Below are 21,201 nucleotides of genomic sequence, written 5' to 3'. Positions count from 1 at the left end.
GCCGCTCTGCAGGGCGTTGCCGGTCGCGAAGATGCGGTTGGCCGGCGAGACGCCGATGACCGTGCTGGCCGAGTTCGACGAGGCGTCGAAGCCGTAACCGGCGTTGAAACCGGCGTAGAAGCCCGTCCAGGTGAAGACCGGAACCGGGGTGAACACCGGCGGCGGAGCGCGGCGCGGAAGGTCGGCGGCGGTGGCGGCGGCGGTGAGAGCCGTGAACATCGCCAGGGAGGTGACGAGTCTCTTCATAATTGTGCGAACCCCAGAAGTCTGTCCCGATCGAGATGACTTTTAGCGGAAAGCGCCCCTGAAGACTGTGTCGGCAAGGTTACACCGGCCCCCGAACTGAGGCGAGATGGTGGCCGAAAGGGTCTCGGCCAAGCGGGTCGAGGCGAAAAAACCCGTTTTTCCACAGCGCGTTATCCGCCCATGCAATCGTGGCGGGAAATGGGACGCACGGCCTCGCTTGCGCCTAGGGAGCCCCGTCCGCCGGGCGGATTCGCGCTTGTGTGAAGGGCCTGACCAGCACCCTGCGGCCCTCTCCGTCGTGGACATCGACGATCCAGCGCGTCCAGTCGGCCTCGCCCGATTCCATCAGGGCGAGGGCCACCCGGTCGGCCTGGGCGCGGACCTGCGCCAGGGTCGGCAGCCGCCGGCCGCGCAGGTCGAAGGCGGCCTCGCCGTGGGGGCCGACGCAGTGGAACCGGTAAAGCCGTGTCGGCACAGCCGTTTTTCCTCACCATCCACAGAGGTCCACCGCGATTCCGGCCATCGTCCGCCGGGGGCTTGAACCGAATCGGCTGCCGCGCTTTGTTCGCTATATGTTCTAGTGGAGGTTGAGCGGGATGCGAGGGCTGTCGAGCGAATTGCCTGCGCCGGTCTGGACGCCCACCGAGGCGGAGACCATTGCGCTGGCCTATTACCGGGCGCACCAGCGGGACGGCTGGGCCGCCCTGGTCCACGCGATCGAGGACGCGCTGGACGACCTCGCCGCCGCCGACGCGGCGATCCGCGAGCGCGGGCGGCAGATCTCGCACGGCTACGTGCGCGGCCAGCCGCAGGAGTGAGCGGTCCGCCGAAGTCCTTCGCAGCGTGCCGCATCTTTCGCCGCTCCACGCCCGACATTTGAGCGCGCTTCGACTTGCTGGCCAAAATAGCCGGGCGCACTCTTCCAAGAGATCGCCCGTGGCTCATCATGCGATGACGGATCTTTGCCTTCGGCGGTCGACCGGGAGGTATGGGATGAACGGAAGCGTGCTGATCTCTCCGTCCGAATGCGAGGCAATGCTGGCGGCCGGCGGCGTCGTGCTGATCGATACGCGGGCGCCCGCTGCCTACGCGGCGGGGCACATCGCGGGGGCGGTCAACATCCACGACATCTTCACCTACCTCGCCACCACGACGCCGGAGGGCGTCCTGGAGATGAAGGACAAGTTCGCCGAGACCTTCGGCGCGGCGGGCCTCGGCGGCGAAGAGACCGCCGTGATCTACGAAGCCTCCATGGATACGGGCTTCGGCCAATCCTGCCGCGGTTGGACGCTGCTCACCTATCTCGGCTACCCGAAGGTGAAGATCCTGCACGGCGGCTTCTCGGCCTGGACGGCCGAGGGCAAGCCGGTGACGGACGAGGCGACCGTGCCGAGCCCCAAGACCTTCCCGGTCGATCCGGCGGCGGCCTCGCTCTTCGTGGACCTCGACGGCATGAAGGCGGCGGTGGCGGACGAGGCGGTCGTGAAGCTCGACACCCGCGACGTGGACGAGTGGGTCGGCACCTCTTCCTCGCCCTACGGCAAGGATTTCTGCCCCCGCAAGGGCCGCATCCCCGGCGCCCGCTGGATCGAATGGTACCGGATGATGAAGCCGACCTCCGCCGGCAAGATGCTGAAGGCGAAGGAGGAAATCCTCGCCGAATGCGCCACCGTCGGCATCGACGCGGACACGCCGGTCGTCCTCTACTGCTTCAAGGGCGCGCGTGCCTCGAACACGCTGGTGGCCCTGAAGGAAGCCGGCATCAAGGACGTGAAGCTCTATTTCGGATCGTGGAACGAGTGGTCCCGCGATCCGAGCCTGCCCATCGAGGAGGGCTTCCCCGGCACGAAGGCGCCGCCGATGCCGATGGCGGCGGAATAGGCGCCCCCGTCACTCCGCCAGTTCGAACACGGTGAGCTGCCCGCCCGTCGCGGTGTATTGCGACAGGGCGGCGTAGCCGCCGACCGCGCCGGACCCGTCCGCCGGGTCGGTCAGGCCCGCCGCGAGTCCGATTCCCGCCCAGCCGCCGACGCCGGAGAGCACGGCTACGTATTGCCGGCCGTCCGCCATGTAGGTCGTGACGTTGCCGACGATGCCGGAGGGCGTCTTGAAGCGGTAGAGTTCGCGCCCGTCGCGGGCGTCGACGGCCTTCAGATAGCCTTCGAGCGTCCCGTAGAAGACCACGCCCCCCGCCGTCGCCAGCGCCCCGGACCAGACCGAGAAGGGCTCGGGCTTCGACCACGCGATACGCCCCTTCGCGCCGTCCCAGGCGATGAACGCGCCGGTATGGCTGTCGCCCTCCGGCGGGTGCAGGGTCAGCGTCGCGCCGACATAGGGCTGGCCGGGGGTGTAGGTGACGCGGAACGGCTCGTAATCCATGCACATGTGGTTGGTGGGCACGTAGAACAGGCCGGTCTGTGGCGAGTAGGCGGCGGGCTGCTGGTTCTTGGCACCGAGCGCTCCCGGGCAGATGCCCTTCGTGACCTCCTCCTCGCCGGCCTCCTCGGGGGCGTAGCGCTTGGCGAGGACCGGGCGCCCGTAATCGGGCCGGGCGGGGTCCTGCTCGATCTTCGTCGCCCAGTTGACGCTGGGGTCGAACTTCTCCGCCACCAGCAGCGCGCCTGTCGCCCGGTCGAGGGTGTAGCCGAAGCCGTTGCGGTCGAAATGGGTGAGCACCTTACGGCGCGTCCCGCCGATCTCCTGCTCGGTGAGGATCATCTCGTTCACGCCGTCGAAGTCCCACTGGTCGTGGGGCGTCATCTGGTAGACCCAGCGGGCGACCCCCGTGTCGGCGTCGCGGGCGATGATCGCCTCGGCCCACCGGTTGTCGCCGGGGCGCTGGGCCGGGTTCCAGGTCGAGGGGTTGCTCGTGCCGTAATAGACGAGGTTCAGGTCGGGGTCGTAGGAGAACCACCCCCAGGCGCAGCCGCCGCCGATCCTCCACTGGTCCCCCTCCCAGGTCGTCAGGGAGGAATCCGGGCCGACCGGCTTGCCGAGGGACGTAGTCTTGTCGGGATCGAACAGGATGTCGGCATCCGGCCCGACCGCGTAGGCGCGCCAGCGTTGTTTCCCGGTCGCCTGATCGTAGGCGGTGACGGGGCAGCGGGCGCCGTACTCGCCCCCCGACAGGCCGACGATCACTTCATCCTTCACCGGCAGGACGGTGGCGGTGTTGGTCTCGCCCCGGCCGGGATCGCCGTTCTTCACGGACCAGAGGACCTTGCCGGTGGCCGGATCGAGGGCGACGAGCGTCGTGTCCGCCTGCTGCAGGAACAGCCGCCCGTTCGCATAACTAAGCCCGCGATGGACCGTGTCGCAGCACATCACCGCGATCACGGTCGGGTCCTGGCGCGGACTGTAGCGCCAGAGGATCTTCCCCTCGTGGGCGAGGTCGAGGGCGTAGACGATGTTCGGGAACGGCGTGTGCACGTACATCACCGTGCCGACGACGAGGGGGGCGCCCTCGTGGCCGCGCAGCACGCCCGTCGAGAAGGTCCAGGCGACCTTCAGCCGGGCGACGTTGCCCGCGTCGATCTGCGTGAGGGATGAGTAGCGGGTGTTGGCCGCGTCCATCGTCTGGAGCACCGTCTCGGCGCGGGCGGCCGGGGCAGCGGGGAGCGCCAGGGCGGCGAGCAGGCCGAGGGAGCGAAGAAAAAGGGTCACGGAGGATCCTCGCGCGATGAGCGGGGCGTCATGCAGCCCCGGCGTCTGTCCCGCGTTTCCCGTGCCGAGAGCAAGGGACCCTCACATGCAGCCTTTCACCCTAAGCTGGGATGCGGACCGCCTCGCGTGGCTGCGGGAGCGGGTGCGCGCCTACCGGATGCCGCGCCTGCCCGAGGGCGCCGGCTGGCGCTACGGCTGCGACCCGGATGTCCTGCGCGATCTCTGCGCCTATTGGCTCGACGGGTTCGACCACGAGGCGGCGGCGGCCGATCTGAACCGATTCCCGCAGTTCCTGGCGCGGAACGAGGATCTCGACATCCATGTCGTCCACGTGGTGGGCGAGGCGCAGGGGAAGCGTCCGCTGCTTCTCACGCATGGCTGGCCGGGCTCGGTCTACGAGTTCTGGCAGGTGATCGAGCCCCTGGCCTTCCCCTCGCGCTTCGGGGGCCGGGCGGAGGACGCGTTCGACGTGGTGGTGCCCGCACTGCCGGGCTTCGGCTTCTCCGGCAAGCCGCGGGCGCCCATCGGGCCGCGCACCACGGCGCGGCTGTTCGACAGGCTGATGCGCGAGGAACTGGGCTACGCGCGCTACCATGCGCAGGGCGGCGATTGGGGGGCGGGCGTCACCACGTGGCTCGCCCTCGACCATGCGGCGAGCCTCAAGGCGATCCACCTCAACTACCTGCTGGTCCAGCCCGATGCCGAGGCATCGACCGAGGCGGAGACGCGATGGCGCAAGGGCGCCCAGGACGCCCAGGCCCGGCTCGGCGCCTATGCGGACCTGCAGGGCACGAAGCCGCTCTCGCTGAACTACGCGATGGCCGACGAGCCGGTGGCGCAACTGGCCTGGCTGGTAGAGCGCTTCCACGATTGGGCCGACCTGCGCGAGCGCCCGTTCGAGGCAGTGTTCTCCAAGGACACGCTGCTCACCAACGCCCTGTTCTACCTCGCCACCGACAGCTTCGGGACGGCGACGTGGTACTATGCCGGGGCCCGCGCGGAGGGCGCCCGGCGGATGCCGGAAGGCACCCGCGTCACGGTGCCCACCGCCTTCGCCGCCTATCCCGATCCGCGCACCCTCGCCCCGCCTCGGGAATGGGTGGAGCGCGGCTACGCCGTCACCCGCTGGCGGGACATGCCGCGCGGCGGGCATTTCGCGGCGATGGAGGTCCCCGACCTGTTCGTCGCGGACCTCCGGGAATGGGCGCGGGGCTAGGCGTCGAGCAGCCCGGCGAGCTTCATCGCCACCCCTTGCGAGCCCTGCACCTTCAGCCGGCCGGTGGAGAAGGCCATCATCGGGCTGAGCTTGCCGTTCACCAGCTTGAGCAGGTTGTCGGAGCTGAGCTTCATCACCGTGTCTGCCTCCCCGCCCTCGGCGGTGGAGACGTCGACCTTACCGCCGGTGGCATCCAAAAGGATGCTGCCGCCGTCGGTGAGGTCGAACCGCACCCGGTAGCCGAGGGTGCTCAGCGCCTCCGCGCGCTCCTCGATGGATTCGACCAGGGTTCCGATATCCGCCATCACGCCACTCCGTTTCTCAGAACATCGCCTCGTCCAGCGCCATCATCGCGCCCTTGCCCGACTTCACCGCCGCCAGCAGGCCCGCCACCTGGGGCAGGATGCGCTCCATGTAGAAGCGGGCGGTGGTGAGCTTCGCCTCGTAGAAGTCGCGCTCGTCGGTGCCGGCCTTGAGCGCCGTGTGGGCGACCTTGGCCGAGCGCAGCCAGACGTAGCCGAGCGCCACCAGCCCGAAGAGGCGCAGGTACTCGGTGGCGGCGGCACCCGCCTCCTCCGGGTCCTTCATCCCCTTCTGGGCGATGTGGGCGGTGGCGAGTTGCAGCGCGCCGAAGGACTTGGCGAGGGGCTGGGCGAGCGGCGCCAGATCGTCGTCCTCGATGGCCTCGTCGAGGAAGGCGAGGACAGGGTGGAAGAAGCTGCGCAGGTAGCGTCCGGCATGGGCCGGGAGCTTGCGGCCGACGAGGTCGAGGGCCTGGATGCCGTTGGTGCCCTCGTAGATCATCGAGATCCGGGCATCGCGGACATATTGCTCCATGCCGTGGTCGCGGATGAAGCCGTGGCCGCCATACACCTGCATCCCGATGCTCGCCGATTCGAAGCCGAGATCGGTGAACAGCGCCTTCACCACCGGGGTCATCAGCGCCGAGAAATCCTCCGCACGGCGCCGCTCGGCCGGGTCGGGATGGTGCTCCATCACGTCGAGGCTGCGGGCGACCCAGGCGCCGAGCGCCCGGCAGCCCTCGTTGTAGGCGCGGATCGTCATCAGCATCCGCCGCACGTCCGGGTGGACGAGGATCGGGTCGGCGGGCAGGTCGGGCCGCTTGGTCCCCACAAGGGACCGGCCCTGGAGCCGCTCCTTGGCGTAGGCGACGGCGCCCTGGTAGGCGGCCTCGCCCGCGCCGAGGCCCTGGATGCCGACCGACAGGCGCTCGCTGTTCATCATCGTGAACATCGCGCGCATGCCCTTGTGCGGCTCGCCCACGAGCCAGCCCTTGGCGTCGTCGAAGGACATCTGGCAGGTGGCCGAGGCCTTGATGCCCATCTTGTGTTCGAGCGCGGAGCAGGTGACGCCGTTGCGCTCGCCCGGCGTGCCGTCCGCCCGGGGCAGGAACTTCGGCACGAGGAACAGGCTGATGCCCTTCACGCCCTTCGGCGCATCGGGGAGCTTGGCCAGGACGAGGTGGACGATGTTCTCGGTGAGGTCGTGGTCGCCCGCCGAGATGAAGATCTTCGAGCCGGTGATGGCATAGGAGCCGTCGCCCTGCGGCACGGCCTTGGTCCGCAAGAGGCCGAGATCAGTGCCGCAATGGGCTTCCGTCAGGCACATCGTGCCCGACCACGTGCCGTCCACGAGCTTGGGCAGGTAGGCGGCCTTCAGCTCCTCCGAGGCGTGGCCTTCGATCGCCTGATAGGCGCCGTGGCTCAGGCCCGGATAGAGGCCGAAGGACAGGTTGGTCGAGCAGATCATCTCCTCGACCAGCTTGTTGATGCCCGCCGGCAGGCCCTGGCCGCCATAGGCCGGGTCCGCGCCCATGGCGGTCCAGCCGCCCTCGCGGAACGCCTTGTAGGCTTCGGGAAAGCCCTTCGGCGTGCGCACGACGCCGTTCTCCAGGCGGCAGCCCTCCTCGTCGCCCGAGGCGTTCAGCGGCAGCAGCCGCTCGGTGCAGAATTTCGACGCCTCTTCCAGGATGGCGTCGGCGATGTCGGGGGTGAAGTCCTCATGGCCCGGCAGGGCCTCGGCACTGCCGTGCAGTTCGTTCAGCACGAAGCGCATGTCGCGCAGGGGAGCCTTGTAGGTCTGCATCTCGTCAGTTCCTCACCGGGCGGCCGGTCTCGATCACGCTCTCGAACCGGTCGAGGGTCGCCTCCGTCCGCACGAGGCGCATGAAGCTGTCGCGTTCGAGGTCGAGGATCGCCTCCTCGTCCAGGGTATCGAGGGTGTCGGCCTCGCCGCCGGACAGGACGCGGGCGAGTTCCCCGGCGACCACGAGGTCGTGCTGGGTGGCGATGCCCCGTCTCGCAAAACCCTCGGCCGCCATGCGCATGGCGAGGCCGCCGGCCGGGCCGGGGAGGGTAAGCGTCACGGGCTGGGGCGGTGCGTAGCCCTCCACCAGGGACAGGGCCTTGGCCTTGGCGTCGGCGAGCAGCCGGTCGCGGTTCATGGTGATGCCGTCACTCGGGCGCAGGAACAGCAGGTCCCGTGCCTCTTCCGCCGACTTGGCGACGGTGGCGGTCGAGATCGTCTCGAACACCTTGGCGGCGGCGGGCATCGGCCCCCGCGGCATCTTTGGCGCCGATTGCCAGCGGGCCAGCATCTCCTTGCAGCCGCCCCAGGCCGGCACGAGGCCGACACCGGCTTCCACAAGGCCGATATAGGTCTCGGCATGGGCCTGCACCGCGTCCGAGTGGAGCAGGATCTCGCAGCCGCCGCCGAGCGCCATTCCGGCGGGGGCGCTGACCACGGGGAAGGGGGCGTATTTCAGCTGCCCGTAGGTCTGCTGGCCGACAGAGACCAGCTTCTCGATCTCGCCCCAGGCGGCGATGTTGGCGGCGAACAGGGCGAGCCCGAGATTCGCGCCGACCGAGAAGTTCGAGCCCTCGTTATAGACGACGAGCGCCTTGTACTGGGACTTCACGAGCTTGATGGTCTTGCCAAGCAGGACCATGATCTGTTCATCCAGCGCGTTCGCCTGCGAGGTGAACTCGAAGCACACCACGCCGTCGCCGATGTCCCACAGGGCGGCCGAGCCGTTCTTGAGGAGCGGCTTGGCGGCCAGCTTGATGTCATCCAGCCGCAGCACGCCCTCGGGGCGCACGATTGTTTTGTAGTCGCCCCCGGCGGTGAGGACTTGCCGCTCGCCGCTTTCGACGCGGTAGAACGTCTTGCCATCGAGCCCGGCGAGGATCGGCGGGACGGGGTGTCCGTCCTTCGCCAACCGCTCGGCCACATAGGCGCCGCCGATCTTGTCGATCAGCTCGAACGGACCCCACTTCCAGTTGTAGCCGAGGCGCATGGCCTCATCGATGGCGGCGATCTCGTCGCTCGCCTCGCCCACGAGGCCGGCGGCGTAGGCCAGCGTTGGGCCGATCACCGTCCAGGCATAGGCGCCGACGCGACCGGGCAGGTCGAGCACCGCGCGGGGGCCCTTGGCCTCCTTCAACTCGGGCAGGTCCGCCTTGGCGGAGGGCCGGTAGGCGCCGGTCTTGAGGTCGACGGCCTCCTTGGTCTTCTGTCCGTTCGTGCGGTTCAGGCGGTAGAAGCCGCCCTTACCCTTGCGGCCGGTATAGCCCTCCGCGATCAGCGTCGTGACCAGAGGCATCTCGCGGTAGGTGGCGTGGAACGCGTCCTCCGCCGGCAGGGCCGCCCGCAGGCTCTTGGTGGTGTGCGGGATCAGGTCGAGGCCCACGAGATCCACGAGGCCGAACACGCCGGTCTTCGGGATGCCGAAGGGGCGGCCCATGATGGCGTCCGCCTCCTCCACCGGCACGCCGAGGTCGTCGGCCGCCGCGATGGCGTTCTGGATCCAGAAGATCCCGAGCCGGTTGGCGATGAAGCCCGGCCGGTCCTTGCAGGGCACAACGCTCTTGCCGAGCTTGCGGTCGGCGAAGTCCGTCACCGTCGCGGCGAGCGCCGGATCGGTCTTCGGGCCGGTCACGACTTCGAGCAGCCGCATGTAGCGCGGCGGGTTGAAGAAGTGGGTGATGAGGAAGTCCTTCGCGAAGGCGTCCGGCATCCCCTCGATCAGCGCGGCGAGCGGAATGGTCGAGGTGTTGGACGACACCGCCGTGCCCGGCCGGCGCACCGCGTCGATGCGGCGGTAGAGGGCCTGCTTCGCGTCCAGACGCTCGATCACCACCTCGACGATCCAGTCGACGTCCGCCAAGCGGTCGAGATGGTCCTCGATGTTGCACGCCTCAACCAGCTTGGCGGCGCGGGGGGACATGAAGGCGGCGGGCTCCGTCTTCAGCATTTTGGCGATGGCGCCCTTGGCCAGCGCGTTCCGGTCGGCGGCGCCCTCCGGGACGATGTCCATCAGGAGCACCGGCACGCCGGCATTGGCGACATGGGCGGCGATGCCGGAGCCCATGACTCCGGCGCCGATGACGGCGACTTTGCGGATCCCGGTCATCAGATGCGCTCCAGAAGGGTGGCGATGCCCTGGCCGCCGCCGATGCACTGGGTGGCCAGCGCGAAGCGACCACCCTCGCGGGCGAGCAGCGAGGCCGCCTTGCCGACGATGCGCGCGCCCGTGGCGCCCAGCGGATGGCCGAGCGCGATGGCGCCGCCATCGATGTTCACAATGGCCTCGTCGAGGCCGAGGTCGCGGATGCAGGCGATCGACTGGGAGGCGAAGGCCTCGTTCAATTCGACTACGCTCAGCGCGTCAGCGGTGATCCCAGCCCGCGCCAGGGCCTTCCGCGAGGCGGCGACGGGGCCGATGCCCATGATCTCCGGCTCGCAGCCCGAGATGGCGACGGCGGCGACCCGCGCGAGGGGCTTCAGCCCGTGGCGGCTGGCGAAGGCCTCGCTGCACACCAGCACCGCCGAGGCGCCGTCGGTGAGGGGCGAGGAGGTGCCGGCCGTGACCGAGCCGTCCTGCTGGAAGGCGGGCTTCAGGCCGGCGAGCCCTTCCGCGCTGGCATCCGCCCGGATGCAGCCGTCGGTCTCGACGGTGCCGCCCTTGGTGGCGATGGGCACGATCTCGGCCGCAAGCCGGCCCTCAGCCTGCGCGGCGGCGGCCTTGCGGTGGCTCGCCACGGCGAAGGCTTCCTGATCGGCGCGGGAAATCTCCCAGCGGCGGGCGACGTTCTCGGCGGTGTCGCCCATGCCGATGTAGGCGCCGGGGCGCTTCTCGTGCAGGGCCGGGTTCGGCATCGGGTTGAAGCCCATCATCGGCACGCGGCTCATGCTCTCGACCCCCGCGCAGACGAAGGCCTCGCCGGCCCCCAGCGCGATCTGCCCGGCCGCCATGTGGACCGACTGCATGGACGAGCCGCAGAAGCGGTTCACGGTGACGCCGCCGACACTGAGGTCGAGGTCGGCCATCAGCCCGATCAGCCGGGCGACGTTGAAGCCCTGCTCGCCCTCGGGGAAGGCGCAGCCGACGATCAGGTCCTCGATCTCCTTCGAGGGGATCGCCGCCTCGGCCACGAGCCGGCGCACCACCTGCGCGGCGAGGTCGTCCGGGCGGACCCGCGCGAGGGCGCCCTTCTTGGCCGGGGTGAAGGGCGAGCGTGCATAGCCCGCGATAACCACGTTGGTCATGCTGTCCTCTCGGAACGGTCGCGATGGTGGGGGAAGACGCGCAGCCGCCCGCACCCGGCGCGGCGGCCGGTTCGGAGGCAACGGGGGAAAGGGGAGGGGGTGGTCAGCGCGCCCGGCGCGCCGAGCCCCGCTGTTGGGCCGCCAGCGCGGTCTGGGCCTGCTGCTCGATGGCGCGCAACTCGCCGAGCGTCTCGACCAGGGCCTTCTCCTGCTCGATCAGGCTGTCGATGCGGTTCTGCACCCGCTTCAGCAGGGCGCGAAGCTGCTCCTGCCGCGTCGGGTCCGCGTCGTAGAGATCGAGATATTCCTTGATTTCGCGCAGGGTGAAGCCGAGCCGCTTGCCGCGCAGGATGAGGATCAGCCGCGCCCGGTCCCGATGCGTGTAGACCCGCGTATTCCCCACCCGCTGAGGATTGAGGAGACCCTTGTCCTCGTAGAAACGGACTGTTCTCGCCGTCACGCTGAGGTCGTTGGCGAGCTGTGTCACGGTATAGAGCGGGTCGGACACAGGTAGCCTTCTCTTGCTTGCGGCCACCGTAGGCACGGCGCGCGCGAAGCGTCAAATCCGGCCGGAGGCCCGCCCGCCCCCTGCGTTTCCCTGCGGCGCGCCCTGGGGCGCAAGCCTCGATCATCGTCCCCCCTCCTTCACGCCGCGCGCCTTTCTGAGGGGGGCGTTCGATTCGGCCGGTCGTGCCTAACGTATACGTCAACCTATATCCCAATGCGTCATGCCGGTGCAAGAGCGGGACGCGGCGCGCGCAGAATAGTGCCGGCCGGCAGGGGGCACAGGCGGCGCGGCCTGACGTTAAAATGTCACAACCGGGGAGATCCGACGCGGGACGCGGACCGCCGGCCGCAAGCGTGGCCATTCCGGCTTGCATTTTTATTCCGCTTTCGGCAGCGTCTTCACCTATAGGGAAGGCCAACGCGCCTTCACATCATCTTGGGCCGACACGTCTTCGCCGCGTGCGGTTACTCAAGATTAACCATCACAGAACAAGCCCGAAAAGGGCGGGATCCAACGAGTTCCTTGGGGAGGAATTGGGATGAGGATGATGCTTGTCGCCCGGGTCGGGTCGGCGGCGCTGCTGGCGACGCTTCTGAACGGGACCGCTGCCAGCGCGGGGGCGTTCGGGCTGCGGGAGCAGAGCACCCAGGCGCAGGGCATGGCCTTCGCGGGCGCGGCGGCGGGGTCCGGCGGCGTCTCGTCGATGTTCTGGAACCCGGCCGTCATCACGATGCGGCCCGGCTTCGTCACCGAGCAGAACCTCACCTATCTCGGCCCCTCGGCCACGATCACGCCGACCACCGGCACCAACCCGGTCTTTGCCGGGCTCGGCGGCTCGGGCGACATCGGCCAGGGCGCGGTCCTGCCGGCGGGCGCCAGCTCGTACCAGATCAACGACCGCCTGTGGCTCGGCATTGCAACCGACGCGCCGTTCGGCCTCACCACCAAGCCGAACCAGACGTGGGCCGGCGAGGTCTACGGCCGGTCGTCGCGCATCTTCTCGCTCGCCATCAACCCGGTGATCGGTTTCAAGGTGAACGAGTGGCTCTCCGTCGCGGCGGGCCCGAACATCGAGTATTTCCGCCTGACCCTGCGCCAGGCCCTACCGATCCCCGGCCTGTCGCCGGCCGCCTATCCAAGCGGGTTCCTGAAGGGCGAATCCTGGGGCGTGGGCTTCACCGCCGGCGCCACCATCACCCCGTGGCAGGGAACGGTGTTCGGCGTCGGCTACCGCTCCTCGGTGCACCACGACATCGACGGCTCGATCGGCGTGCCCCTGCTCGCCCTCGCCCCCCTGGCGGGGCAGGTGCGGTCCAGCCTCAACACCCCCGACAAGCTCAGCGTCGGCCTGACCCAGGCGGTGAGCCCGGTCGCCCGCGTCTCCCTCGGCTTCGAGTGGGACAATTGGTCGAGGCTCGGCACGGTGGGCGTCGTGTCGAAGACGCTCGGCATCACGGTCAACAACCTGCCACTTAATTACAAGGACGGGTACTATTACTCGATCGGCGGCGAGTACGACGTGAGCGAGGCCCTGACGGTGCGGGGCGGCTTCGGCTACGAGACCTCGCCCATCGACTTCAGCAACCGCTCGGTGCGCCTGCCGGACGGCGACCGCTACAGCCTGAACGTCGGCGCGAGCTACCGCTGGAGCAACCAGCTGACGCTGAATGCGGCCTACTCGCACCTCTTCCTCGACCGGTCGCGGATCCTGGCGGGCCTCGGGCGCGACTACAATGTCGGCAACATCGCCTTCGCGGGCGTGGTCGATTCGAGCGTCGACATCGTCTCGGTCGGCTTCCGCTACGCCTTCGGCGTGCCACCGGCCCCCGCCCCGGCGCCGCTGGTGCGCAAGTACTGAGGCCGAAAACCTCCCGTTGGAGGAGGGCGGACAGGCGACCCCGCCTGTCCGCCCTTCGCTTGTCCGAGCTGGCGCCCTTCGAGGGCCCCGGACCGCAGGTCGATATGAGCCGCCGCCACATCCGGGTTGTGGGCGACGTATAGGCCGTGTCGAAGAAGGCGTCCGCCTTGCGGCCCTCCCGCCAGCCGTTGGTCTGGTCAGGGATTCACCGATATCCAAGACTCGGCGATCTGCGCCGTGACTATTGAATTCTTGTGTGGCTGCCTTCGCCGCCGCGACTCAGACCGGGCGTCGCCGATTCGCGTGGCGGACGCCTATGCGCCGGAGGACGCTCCCCTCGCGGCCCCAAGCGAGCCTCTCAGTAGTCTGCCACAGGCCGCCCGATGGCAGGCGGCGGGCGAGGATTATTTCCAGGGCACATCGCGGTAGCGGGCGAAGCCGGCGGCACGCCGAGGGCCGGATCGGCTTACCGCATTCCGATTATTGCAGCGCAACAAGCACCTTGCGGTGGAAGCCGGCCGCGCTTGCAAACGGCCCAGGTTTTAAAGAATTTAGTCCTGAAATCTGGGAATCGCAAAAGCGTTCCATAGAAATTTCAAAAAAATGGGTAAAATACCCCAGGCCCGAACTTGAATTGTGCAGCGCAATCTGGCATCCGATGGCTAAGACATCGTAAATGTTGTTGTTCCCGGCTGTGCCAGAGAGGGAAGCAGTATGCTGCATCACGATCTGATCCTTGCCGTCAGCCGCTCGAGGGCAATCTCGACCGCGTCGCGGGCGAAGGGCCTCCTCGGTCTCGGCAAAGCCGTCGATCTGGCGCTCAAGCGCGCTTTCGACTTCAGTGTCGCCTTCGCGGCCCTCGTTCTTCTCCTGCCGCTGTTCGCCCTCGTCGCCCTGGCGATCTGGGCTGTCGATGGGGCGGCGCCGTTCTACAGTCATCGTCGCCTCGGTCTTAACCAAAAGACGTTCGGCTGCTTGAAGTTCCGCTCCATGCGGATCAACGGCGACGCAATCTTGCAGACGTATCTCGCCGAGAACCCGGCCGCGATGGCCGAGTGGACCGAGACGCGGAAGCTGAAGCACGATCCGCGTATCACGGTCATCGGCCATGTGCTGCGGAAGTCCAGCCTCGATGAGCTGCCGCAGCTCATCAACGTGCTGCGCGGGGAGATGAGCCTCGTGGGCCCTCGCCCGATCGTGCAGGCAGAGGTCGAGAAGTACGGCGATGCGGCGTCGGCCTATTTCGCCGTGCGGCCCGGCCTGACCGGGGCGTGGCAGGTGAGCGGCCGCTCGGATACGAGCTATGCCGAGCGGGTCCGGCTGGACCGGCACTATGTCGAGTCGCGTAGTTTCGTTGGCGACATAGTTATTATCGCGAAGACAGTTCCGGCAGTGTTCTTGGTCAAAGGCTCCTACTGATTTCGGAGTTAACGATCTTCCAATTTGCAGTTTCATCCGATTGTGTAATATCGGCGGATCGATATAATTTTCAGTGAGAGGTCACGGCGGGTCCTTGGGGCCGTTGCCGTGACTTCGGCTTTTGAACCGTCTCCGCGACGCCCGCCGGCGAATGGCGGGCTCGGCGCGTACGATGCCCCGTAATCTGGAACCGGAGGACTTCATGCGCGTCGCAATCATCCACTATTGGCTGGTGGGGATGCGGGGCGGTGAGAAGGTCATCGAGGCCCTCGCGCGGATGTACCCCGAGGCGGATATCTTCACCCATGTGGTCGTGCCGGAGATCCTCACCGAGGAGCTGCGCAAGCACACGATCAAGACCTCGTTCATCGCCAAGCTTCCGCGCGCGCCGCGGATGTACAAGTCGTACCTGCCGCTGATGCCGCTCGCCCTGGAGCAGCTCGATCTGCGCGGCTACGACCTGATCATCAGCAGTGAATCCGGCCCGGCCAAGGGCATCGTCCCGCCGGAGGGGGCGGTGCATGTCTGCTATTGCCACTCCCCGATGCGGTACATCTGGAACATGTACCACGATTACCGGGAGGGCGCGGGGCGGTTGGCCAAGCTGTCGATGCCCCTGCTGACCCATTACCTGCGCCTCTGGGACGAAAGCTCGGCCGCGCGGGTCGATCGGTTCGTGGCCAATTCCAGCACCGTGGCCTCGCGCATCCGCCGGTATTACCGCCGGGATTCGGGCGTGGTGCATCCGCCGGTGGACATCGACGCCTTCGCGCCGGTCGCGCCGGAAGAGGTCGGCGACTACTATCTGATGGTGGGCGAGCTCGTCCGCTACAAGCGGCCGGACATTGCGGTGCGCGCCTTCAACCGGACGGGGCGGCGCCTCGTGGTGATCGGCGGCGGCGAGATGCTGGCCGAGCTGCGGCAGATCGCGGGGCCGACCGTGGAAATGCTGGGCTCCCAGCCCTTCGCGCAGCTGCGCCATCACTATGCCCGCGCCCGCGGCCTGATCTTCCCCGGCGAGGAGGATTTCGGGATCGTGCCGGTGGAGGCGATGGCGAGCGGTCGCCCGGTCGTCGCCTTCGGCCGTGGCGGCGCCACCGAGACGGTGGTGGACGGGCGCACCGGCGTGTTCTTCGACGAGCAGAGCGAGGATGCCCTGATCGACGCGATCGCCCGCCTGGAGCAACTGCCCCTCGATCCGGCCGACATCGTCCTCCATGCCCGCCAGTTCAATCCGGCCCGGTTCGAGCACCAGATGCGCGAGGCCATCGCCGAGGCCTGGACGCAGGTCCACGGCCAGCCGATGCCGGCGACCGGCCCGGCGGCGGGAGAGGGCGGGGCGGTTCTGTCGAGCCGCAGGAAGCCCGCCTATGCGTAGGGCGCCACAGGCCCCGGAGCCGTCGATCTGGGTGGGTGGCCGCTCGCTCCGGGAGGCCTCCGCGACCATCGGCGCGACGCTGGTCTTGGTCCGGCGGAAACTGCCTTTCCTCGCAATCTGGGTCGCAGGCTTTGTGGTGTGCGGGGCGATCTATTCCCACGTGCTGCGCCCGGATTTCATCGCCACCACGCAAATCCTTCTCCAGCCGCGTGTCGTCGTGAACGACGGTCCCGAAGCTCTGCGGCATTTCGAGCAACTCAAGATCGATGGCGAGCAATGCGAGACCGAGTTGCGCATTCTACGCTCGGAGATGCTTCTCTACCAAGTCTTCAAGGCGCTTAAGATCAACAACAATCCTGATGTATTTGCCAAGCCGGACGGGCTTTGGTCGTTCCTTGGATCGAACGTCGATAAAGTCGTATCGATTATCGCGCCGGAGAATGATTATCTGAGGGCGTTCTACGCCTTCGCGAGCCGGATGCGGTCGCGCCGCCTGGGCCTGTCCTATGTCATCGAGATTTCGTACCGCGCACCCAGTGCGGAACAGGCGGTCCGCGTCGTCAATTCCATTGCGTCGGCCTATGCCGTTTATCGCATCAAGGGTGTCCTGGTCCGCGAACAGGGCCGTGGAGTCTATCGCCAGGAACGGCTGGAGACGCTGCAGGCCCAGCTGCTGGCCGCCGAGGCGGGGATGCGCTTCGGGACGATTCCGGACGGCAACCTGGCCGATGCCGACGTCCGCCTTCTCGGCCCAGCGGATCTTCCCCTGGGAAGTGTCTATCCGAGGATGGGCCCCATCGTCTTATTCATGGCATTATTCGGCGTGATCAGCGGTCTGTTGATCGTCATCGTGCTGCAAGACGTACCTGCGCCCGCAAGGAGACCTGCTGGCATTCCCAAGTATCTTGACCGTTCGAGGATCGCATGAGGACGTTTCTTGTGGCTTCCTGGTGGGGCGCCGTCGCCATGCTGGCCGTAGCCGGCACGGCGAACGCGGCCGAGCCATACCGGCTTGGCCCCCAGGACCAGCTTCAGATCAAGGTGTCCGATCTCCGGGCAGGGACCGGCGAAGCTTATCAGTGGCAGGCCTTCAACGGCGATTTCACGGTGGCTGCTTCGGGCCGGGTTTCACTGCCGGTGGTCGGCGAGATCGAGGCGCTCGGACGCACCACGACGGAGGTGGCTTCCGACATCGCGGACCGGCTGAAGGCCAAGGCGGGCCTTGCCACCAAGCCCGACGCCTCGGTGCAGATCGTGAAGTATCGCCCGTACTACGTGATGGGCAGCGTCGAGAAGCCGGGCGAGTACGAGTTCCGGCCGCAGCTCAGTGTGCTTCAGGCGGTGAGCATGGCCGGCGGCCTGCAAAGGGTGCCCACCGACATCCTGCTGCAATTCGTCCGCGATGCCGTTCAGGCGCGGGGCAACATCCAGGAATATTCCACGCACCGTCTGGCCCTGCTGGCGCGTCAGGCCCGGTTGGATGCCGAGATCAAGGACAAGCCTCTGGTCTTCCCGCCGGAGCTCGAATCTCATGCGAAGGAGCCGGCCGTCGCGCGGATCATGAACGAGGAGCGCCTTGCCCTCGACTCCCGTCGCGCCGCTCTCGATGCTCAGCTCACCAATCTCAAGAAGACCAAGGAATTCCTTGCCGAGCAGATCACCTCGCTGACGTCGAAAGATACGACCACCGGCGAGCAGCTCGACATCATGAAGCAGGAACTCGCTCGGATCTCCGGGCTGGTGAGCAAGGGGCTCTCGGCCATGCCTCGGCAGATCGAGACCTCGCAAACCATCGCGACCCTCGAATCGAACCGCCTCGATGTGCAGATTGCGGTGATCCGGGCGCGCCAGGACATCGCGAAGGCTGATCGTGACGCCCTCGATCTGAAGGACCAGCGCCGTAACATCGCGCTCCAGGAGGCTGCCGAAACGCGGATCAGCCTCAATCAGGCGGAGGCGCGGCTCGAAGAGGCGAAAAATCTGCTGTATCAAGCGCAGGTCCGTTCGCCCGCGACCATCATGAGCAACACTGAGGCCTATTCAAAGCCTGAATACTTCGTCCTTCGCCGGCGCGACGGCAAGGCTGAAACGATCTCGGTCGATGAGGACGATCTGCTGCAGCCGGGCGATGTCGTGCGCGTTCGCCCCCGCTTGGCGGATTCGAATGCCGCGAACGGTTCGCCGGTCATGGGCAAGGGTGCGCGCGCCTCGACCGATACCGTAAAGGACAATTGAGGCATCCGTGTCCTGGCCTGCATTTCTGCTCTGGATCCTCTTGTTGATGGCGGCCTTCGCCAGAGGGCCGGCTCTTCTCTATGCGTTGATGATCTCGGGGTCCTTCGGGACGCTACAGATGCTGCCGGGCTCCGGCGGCGGGGCAAACTTGCTGCCGCAGTCGGTCTGCGCCGTGCTGTTCGTCGCCAAGGTGCTCGCGCAGCCGGGCAACTTCACACGGGCGGTCGAGGCAGCCCTCGATCCCCGGCGCCTCGCCTTGTTTTCGGCCTTTCTCGTCTACTCTGTCGTTGGTGCACTCGTATTGCCGCGATTGTTTGCGGGGGTGTTCGAGGTCGTTCCCGTATCCGCCTTCAGTTTCGGGACGGATATCCTGCGGCCCTCTTCGGGCAACTTCACCCAGTCCTGCTATATGGCGTTGTCGTATGCCACGACGCTGTGTTTCTCGATCATCGGGCAATCGGAGGCGATGCGTGAGCATTTCCGACGGGCGCTTCTTTACGCGGCTTTGGGTCTTGTCGGGACCGGTCTCCTCGATCTTGTAACCTATACGCTTCACATCGGATCGTTGCTCGATCCGTTTCGGACGGCGAGTTATTCGCTTCTCATCGACGTCGAGGCCGACGGAGCCAAGCGCGTGGTCGGCCTGATGCCGGAGGCGTCCACCTACGGCACCGCGTGCGTCGGCATCCTGTCGCTCATGATCTTCATGCGGCCGCTCTATCGCGCGGGCAACAGCCAGGCCATGGCCCTCGTCGCGATTGCCGCCCTCTCGCTCATGAGCATGCTCTCGACGTCCGCCACCGCCATCGTCGGGATTGGCGTCATGGGCGGGGTCTACGCCTTCGATCTGCTCGCGCGGATGATTGACCCCACCAATCTGCGTCGCGCTCAGTTGAATATCGAGATCAGTCTCATCGTCGTGGTGGCGTTCGCGCTCGCGGTCAGCTTGGTGGTCAACCCAAGCATGTACGACCCGGTCGTGTCCTTGGTCGACAAGATGGTGTTCCAGAAGGCGAGTTCGGCGTCCTATGCCGAGCGCAGCCTTTGGAACCGAGTGGGGTGGGAAGCCTTCCTCGATTCCGGCGGCATCGGTGCCGGGCTCGGCTCCATCCGCGTCTCGAACTGGGCCATTTCGATCCTGGGCAGCACCGGCGTGCTCGGGGCGATCCTGATGTTCGGATTCATCGTTCAGCAGCTCGTCACGGTGTCGCGGACGGCGCCGGTCATGGCCAATCTCTTCGCCATGCTGTTGAAGATCGGGCTATTGCCGACCCTCATCATGTATCAGCTGGCGGGTACCATTCCCGACATCGGCATCACCGCCGCGGCGGCGCTTGGGCTCATCGCGGCCGCTCATACGCCGACGGGCCGAACGACGTCGTCGCGTCAGTCTTCGCCGGGGAAACTGTCGCTTGCCCAGACGCCATCGACCTCATGACGACAGTCTTCCGCGAGGTTTGTCGTGTGCGGGGAATGGGAGGAGCACGGTCCCGCGACGGATCGTGGCGTTTGGATCGCCGAGGGGATCGCAATTTCAGGACATCGGCTCCGCAGTTTTCGGAGTTGGTCTTAGTTAATATATGCCCATCTATCGCAACGGTATCTTGCGTTTCGATGGTAGGTTACTATGGGTGTAAACTAGAAATATCTTCTGAGACTTTGATGTCGCTGAGGGCCGCAAAATATGTTAATGTTCTACCCTCTCAGCCGGCGCTGTGTAAAACGGATCACGATTTTGTAAATTTACCAATCTCGAGTGTTGAATTTTTGACAAAATTACCTTTCAGATCCAAACTTGAAACTGGAGCCGGTGGGCATTTTCATGTCGGCAATTCTTGTTTCTCGTGTGTTCAACGGGGAGCCGATGTTTTCTACCGAAATGCGTGGCCTCTGCGACGACGGGTCGAAGAGCAGCCCACCTCAGGCTCCCGTGAAGCCGGCCTTCGCGATCAATGGCCGCTTCTACGGACAGCCGGTGACCGGCGTTCAGCGCTATGCCCGCGAGATCGTCAACGAAATCGACCTGCAGTTGAGCGGCCAGAACGTCGAGGGACAGCTGGTCATTCCGCCTGCGGTCAAAGCCGTGCCGAATCTGAAGTCCATCAAGGCCACGCGGGCGACGGGGTCGGACGGCTATCTCTGGGAGCAGGTGATCTTGCCCGCGCGGGCGCAAGTTCCCCTTCTCAATCTATGCAATACGGCGCCGCTGATGGTCCGGCGCCAGATTGTCTGCATGCACGACACGAACGTCTTCGACGCGCCGGACAGCTACAGCCTCGCATTCCGCACGGTCTACCGGGTGCTGCTGCCGAGTCTCGCCCGGCGCGCGGCGGTCATCACCTCCGTGTCGCGGTTCTCCGCGCACCAGCTGGCCCGACACATCGGGATCGACCCCGACTCGGTCATGGTGATGCACAACGGGCACGAGCATGTGTTCCGCTGGAACGCCGCCGCCTCGACGCTGGCAGGCCGGCTGTCGGGCCTGCGCTCCTTCGTGCTGCTGCTCGGCAGCAAGGCCCAGCACAAGAATGCCGCGTTCATCTTGCGGCAGGCCTCGGCGCTGGACGCCCTGGGGATCGATCTGGTGGTTGCGGGCGGTACCGCGGAAATCTTCGCGCACACCAAGACCGTCGAGGCCTCCAACATCCATCATCTGGGCTTCGTGACGGACGACGATCTCGCGTGGCTTTACGCCCACGCGCTGTGCCTCGCGTTTCCCTCCCGCTCGGAGGGGTTCGGCCTTCCCCTCGTGGAAGCCATGGCACTCGGCTGTCCGATCGTCTCGTCGGATCAGTCCTGCATGCCGGAGATCTGCGGCGATGCCACCTTGCTCGCCAATCCGGACGACGCCCCCGCATGGCTGGCGCACTTCAGCGCCCTCGTGTCGTCGAAGGCCCTTCAAGCCGATCTGAAGGCGAGAGGTTTGGCACGCGCCAAGCTCTTCTCGTGGCGGAACTCGGCTCAGGCCTATCTAAAACTCCTCGCTCGACTGTAATTATTCCGCCGTACCGGGCCGTTACGACCGGGGAAGGCTACCTCGCGGCCGTGACTGCCAAGCTGCGGCACGTCTGTTGCAAGCAGGGGCGGACCTGGCTCTCAGCCCATATCAG

At 66.8% G+C, this 21,201-nt stretch carries 18 protein-coding genes and 1 pseudogene; 10 read left to right on the top strand and 9 right to left on the bottom strand.

Annotated features, from left to right (window positions below):
- A pseudogene (locus MKK52_RS02490) lies at window positions 1-246 on the bottom strand (porin family protein); the annotation flags it as partial.
- A gap of 223 nt (window positions 247-469) precedes the next feature.
- Entirely contained in the window at window positions 470-721 is a 252-nt protein-coding gene (locus MKK52_RS02485) for a DUF6894 family protein (protein ID WP_243952169.1), read from the bottom strand.
- 121 nt (window positions 722-842) lie between these two features.
- Here MKK52_RS02485 and MKK52_RS02480 point away from each other — a divergent pair, with 121 nt between their 5' ends.
- Window positions 843-1,064 (top strand): hypothetical protein, encoded by a 222-nt coding sequence (locus MKK52_RS02480; RefSeq protein WP_243952168.1) that lies wholly within the window; start codon window positions 843-845, stop codon window positions 1,062-1,064.
- Window positions 1,065-1,239: 175 nt separating this feature from the next.
- The gene (locus MKK52_RS02475) at window positions 1,240-2,127 is read left to right on the top strand and encodes a sulfurtransferase (RefSeq protein WP_279597601.1); all 888 of its coding nucleotides are present in this window, start codon (window positions 1,240-1,242) and stop codon (window positions 2,125-2,127) included.
- A 9-nt stretch (window positions 2,128-2,136) separates the two neighbouring features.
- Here MKK52_RS02475 and MKK52_RS02470 read toward each other — a convergent pair whose 3' ends face one another.
- Window positions 2,137-3,882 (bottom strand): methanol/ethanol family PQQ-dependent dehydrogenase, encoded by a 1,746-nt coding sequence (locus MKK52_RS02470; protein ID WP_243952170.1) that lies wholly within the window; start codon window positions 3,880-3,882, stop codon window positions 2,137-2,139.
- 112 nt (window positions 3,883-3,994) lie between these two features.
- On the opposite strand from MKK52_RS02470, the gene MKK52_RS02465 reads away from it, so the two are divergent.
- Window positions 3,995-5,125 carry an epoxide hydrolase family protein gene (locus MKK52_RS02465; protein WP_243952167.1) on the top strand — a complete coding sequence of 377 codons (1,131 nt, stop codon included), beginning with the start codon at window positions 3,995-3,997 and terminating at the stop codon, window positions 5,123-5,125.
- Here the strand turns inward: MKK52_RS02465 and MKK52_RS02460 are convergent.
- The 5 genes from MKK52_RS02460 to MKK52_RS02440 form a co-directional block, all read right to left on the bottom strand.
- Window positions 5,122-5,430 carry an SCP2 sterol-binding domain-containing protein gene (locus tag MKK52_RS02460; RefSeq protein ID WP_243952166.1) on the bottom strand — a complete coding sequence of 103 codons (309 nt, stop codon included), beginning with the start codon at window positions 5,428-5,430 and terminating at the stop codon, window positions 5,122-5,124. The two genes, MKK52_RS02465 and MKK52_RS02460, sit on opposite strands and share 4 nt — an antisense overlap.
- Window positions 5,431-5,446: 16 nt before the next feature.
- Window positions 5,447-7,231, bottom strand: a complete 1,785-nt coding sequence (locus MKK52_RS02455; protein WP_243952165.1) for an acyl-CoA dehydrogenase C-terminal domain-containing protein — start codon at window positions 7,229-7,231, stop codon at window positions 5,447-5,449.
- A gap of 4 nt (window positions 7,232-7,235) precedes the next feature.
- Window positions 7,236-9,557: a 3-hydroxyacyl-CoA dehydrogenase/enoyl-CoA hydratase family protein gene (locus MKK52_RS02450; protein ID WP_243952164.1), complete on the bottom strand. Its 2,322-nt coding sequence runs from the start codon at window positions 9,555-9,557 to the stop codon at window positions 7,236-7,238.
- Window positions 9,557-10,693, bottom strand: a complete 1,137-nt coding sequence (locus MKK52_RS02445) for a thiolase family protein (protein ID WP_243952163.1) — start codon at window positions 10,691-10,693, stop codon at window positions 9,557-9,559. The genes MKK52_RS02450 and MKK52_RS02445 overlap by 1 nt, the downstream gene beginning before the upstream one ends.
- A 103-nt stretch (window positions 10,694-10,796) precedes the next feature.
- Window positions 10,797-11,201, bottom strand: a complete 405-nt coding sequence (locus tag MKK52_RS02440; RefSeq protein WP_243952162.1) for a MerR family transcriptional regulator — start codon at window positions 11,199-11,201, stop codon at window positions 10,797-10,799.
- Window positions 11,202-11,748: 547 nt separating this feature from the next.
- Here MKK52_RS02440 and MKK52_RS02435 point away from each other — a divergent pair.
- On the top strand, window positions 11,749-13,059 hold the full coding sequence (locus tag MKK52_RS02435) for an OmpP1/FadL family transporter (RefSeq protein ID WP_409564609.1): 1,311 nt from the start codon (window positions 11,749-11,751) through the stop codon (window positions 13,057-13,059).
- A gap of 480 nt (window positions 13,060-13,539) precedes the next feature.
- Here MKK52_RS02435 and MKK52_RS02430 read toward each other — a convergent pair whose 3' ends face one another.
- Window positions 13,540-13,785 (bottom strand): hypothetical protein, encoded by a 246-nt coding sequence (locus MKK52_RS02430; RefSeq protein WP_243952160.1) that lies wholly within the window; start codon window positions 13,783-13,785, stop codon window positions 13,540-13,542.
- On the opposite strand from MKK52_RS02430, the gene MKK52_RS02425 reads away from it, so the two are divergent.
- The 6 genes from MKK52_RS02425 to MKK52_RS02400 all read left to right on the top strand — a co-directional run bounded on the left by MKK52_RS02425 (window position 13,774) and on the right by MKK52_RS02400 (window position 21,086).
- Window positions 13,774-14,478: a sugar transferase gene (locus MKK52_RS02425; RefSeq protein WP_243952159.1), complete on the top strand. Its 705-nt coding sequence runs from the start codon at window positions 13,774-13,776 to the stop codon at window positions 14,476-14,478. The genes MKK52_RS02430 and MKK52_RS02425 overlap by 12 nt on opposite strands.
- Window positions 14,479-14,680: 202 nt before the next feature.
- Window positions 14,681-15,856 carry a glycosyltransferase gene (locus MKK52_RS02420; RefSeq protein WP_243952158.1) on the top strand — a complete coding sequence of 392 codons (1,176 nt, stop codon included), beginning with the start codon at window positions 14,681-14,683 and terminating at the stop codon, window positions 15,854-15,856.
- A 31-nt stretch (window positions 15,857-15,887) separates the two neighbouring features.
- Complete coding sequence (locus MKK52_RS02415; protein ID WP_243952157.1) at window positions 15,888-16,784, top strand: Wzz/FepE/Etk N-terminal domain-containing protein; 897 nt, start codon at window positions 15,888-15,890, stop codon at window positions 16,782-16,784.
- Window positions 16,781-18,091 carry a polysaccharide biosynthesis/export family protein gene (locus MKK52_RS02410; RefSeq protein ID WP_243952156.1) on the top strand — a complete coding sequence of 437 codons (1,311 nt, stop codon included), beginning with the start codon at window positions 16,781-16,783 and terminating at the stop codon, window positions 18,089-18,091. Before MKK52_RS02415 ends, MKK52_RS02410 begins: the two co-directional genes overlap by 4 nt.
- 46 nt (window positions 18,092-18,137) lie before the next feature.
- Window positions 18,138-19,529 (top strand): hypothetical protein, encoded by a 1,392-nt coding sequence (locus tag MKK52_RS02405; RefSeq protein ID WP_243952155.1) that lies wholly within the window; start codon window positions 18,138-18,140, stop codon window positions 19,527-19,529.
- A gap of 357 nt (window positions 19,530-19,886) precedes the next feature.
- On the top strand, window positions 19,887-21,086 hold the full coding sequence (locus MKK52_RS02400; protein ID WP_243952154.1) for a glycosyltransferase family 4 protein: 1,200 nt from the start codon (window positions 19,887-19,889) through the stop codon (window positions 21,084-21,086).
- The last annotated feature ends 115 nt before the right edge of the window (window positions 21,087-21,201 follow it).

Origin of the sequence: Methylobacterium sp. J-067 (genome assembly GCF_022829465.1) — a bacterium.
GTDB classification, from domain to species: domain Bacteria; phylum Pseudomonadota; class Alphaproteobacteria; order Rhizobiales; family Beijerinckiaceae; genus Methylobacterium; species Methylobacterium litchii.
This window is presented reverse-complemented; position numbering and strand designations above follow the sequence as displayed.

What these genes read in the sequence shown, in the direction of transcription:
- MKK52_RS02475 (WP_279597601.1), top strand. Translation starts at nt 1,240, where the DNA reads ATGAACGGAAGCGTGCTGATCTCTCCGTCCGAATGCGAGGCAATGCTG.
- MKK52_RS02420 (WP_243952158.1), top strand. Translation starts at nt 14,681, where the DNA reads ATGCGCGTCGCAATCATCCACTATTGGCTGGTGGGGATGCGGGGCGGT.
- MKK52_RS02435 (WP_409564609.1), top strand. Translation starts at nt 11,749, where the DNA reads ATGCTTGTCGCCCGGGTCGGGTCGGCGGCGCTGCTGGCGACGCTTCTG.
- MKK52_RS02445 (WP_243952163.1), bottom strand. Translation starts at nt 10,693, where the DNA reads ATGACCAACGTGGTTATCGCGGGCTATGCACGCTCGCCCTTCACCCCG.
- MKK52_RS02450 (WP_243952164.1), bottom strand. Translation starts at nt 9,557, where the DNA reads ATGACCGGGATCCGCAAAGTCGCCGTCATCGGCGCCGGAGTCATGGGC.
- MKK52_RS02480 (WP_243952168.1), top strand. Translation starts at nt 843, where the DNA reads ATGCGAGGGCTGTCGAGCGAATTGCCTGCGCCGGTCTGGACGCCCACC.
- MKK52_RS02405 (WP_243952155.1), top strand. Translation starts at nt 18,138, where the DNA reads ATGGCGGCCTTCGCCAGAGGGCCGGCTCTTCTCTATGCGTTGATGATC.
- MKK52_RS02410 (WP_243952156.1), top strand. Translation starts at nt 16,781, where the DNA reads ATGAGGACGTTTCTTGTGGCTTCCTGGTGGGGCGCCGTCGCCATGCTG.
- MKK52_RS02465 (WP_243952167.1), top strand. Translation starts at nt 3,995, where the DNA reads ATGCAGCCTTTCACCCTAAGCTGGGATGCGGACCGCCTCGCGTGGCTG.
- MKK52_RS02455 (WP_243952165.1), bottom strand. Translation starts at nt 7,231, where the DNA reads ATGCAGACCTACAAGGCTCCCCTGCGCGACATGCGCTTCGTGCTGAAC.
- MKK52_RS02460 (WP_243952166.1), bottom strand. Translation starts at nt 5,430, where the DNA reads ATGGCGGATATCGGAACCCTGGTCGAATCCATCGAGGAGCGCGCGGAG.
- MKK52_RS02425 (WP_243952159.1), top strand. Translation starts at nt 13,774, where the DNA reads ATGCTGCATCACGATCTGATCCTTGCCGTCAGCCGCTCGAGGGCAATC.